The sequence below is a fragment of the Bradyrhizobium sp. WSM4873 genome (assembly GCF_055811355.1).
Genome location: NZ_JBVVPS010000094.1, coordinates 1 through 1488 on the forward strand (window position 1 = coordinate 1; position 1488 = coordinate 1488).

At 61.2% G+C, this 1488-nt stretch carries 1 protein-coding gene; it reads right to left on the reverse strand.

Translation table 11 applies throughout. The annotated features are described in order from the left end of the window. On the reverse strand, positions 1 to 1287 hold a 1287-nt coding region (locus tag AC0L21_RS37865; protein ID WP_473267067.1), incomplete at its 3' end, for an IS4 family transposase. Positions 1288 to 1488 lie beyond the last annotated feature (201 nt).

The following is a 1488-nucleotide window of genomic DNA, read 5'->3' on the forward strand; positions in this document are numbered from 1 at the left end:
GGGCATGCACATATCTCTAAGGCTCCATCCTGCTGCAACGGCGTGGAAGTATTCGAGGCCGTTTTTGAAGGTGATGGGGCCTGGTGGCCTTGAGGATGGGTAACCGTCCCAGCCGCCGAGGCGGCCGATGATCCAGCCGGCCCAAGCGAGACTGTCTGGTGGATGCGGGTTCTTTAGTCGCTTGCTGCTGGCTTCGAGTTGCTGGTTGAGGGCAGCAAGCGCGCCGATCTCGCTGTCCTTGAAGACAGCAAGAACGGGCTGTTGAGCGCCATTGCGGGCCTGGAGAAGTTGGATGGTGATGACAGCCGCCTTGGCGGCGATAGCGACCAGCTTGAGGAGGCGATCGGATGTTCCGACCTGGCTGTCTTCGAGGTGGAAGCCTTGCGTTTTCAAGACGCGGAAGAACTGCTCGATGATCCAGCGCTGCTTGTACCATTGAACGATACGCCATGCGTCTTTGACGCTGGCAATCTCGTGAGAGGTGAGAAGACGCCAGTGCAGCGGCTCTACGCCGGCCCCGGCATCGATCTCGCGCACGTCGACCACTGCCAACGGCAGGCTTTTCGGCAAATGGCGTAGGAACTTACTCTGTGGGCGGGCAAGCTCGATTGCACCAAAGCGGAGCTCGATCTGGGCTAGACGGGCTGGCCGCGCCGCGCGCGCAGGCAGCTCGATCGCACGCCGATCCACCACGGCCATGGCATGGCTGGTCTCATACAAACCGGTGCGATCGGCAAGCTTGCGGTCATGCATACTGCGCGCGATGACATGGAAGTGCTGCTCAGTCGAACTGGCATAAAGGGCAAAGATATCGCTCTCGCGGTCACCCAGCACGGTGACCGCTGCGGCCTTGGCGAGCAGCGGTCTGGACGCAGCGACGGTGGATGTCCAGCGCCGCGATTCCTTGTCTGATAATTCCCGATCGTCGTGTGAGGTGGTGCGACGGCCCTCGCGCGTCCAGATCTGCCCGCTCAAAAGTCCAAGACAGGTGCCATCATCGGCATCCACAGCCAGTAGCGGATGCAGCAGCACGCCGTAATTATTGCCTTTGCCGATCTCCCCGAGCCCACGCCGGCGTTGCGCCGTGGTGTTGAAGTGGATCTCGCTGGTGTCCTGGATCGCCAGCACGTGGCGGCCCTCTACCGCCGCAACCGTGCCTTCGCCCCAGCTTTCGATAATCCGCTCCGCTGTCACCTTGGCCTGACCGAGAAAGCGGTTGAACCGCACCTCCAACGCACGATTACCCCTGGAAAGCCGCCGCAGACACACCGTTTTGCCCGCGACCATGCGTTCGACGAGCGCCGCCCCCCTTTATCGAGACGACGATCCCCGAACCGGCCTAGCGTCCAGTCAATTTGCGACAACATCACCGCACCCCTAATCCGATCTGAGGTGCCGCAATAGAAATCACACGGTTTCCCGATTCTGGAATCCCCAGATGCCGCTCTGAGTCAATCCGCCGCACCAGATATGTGCATGCCCTAGGGC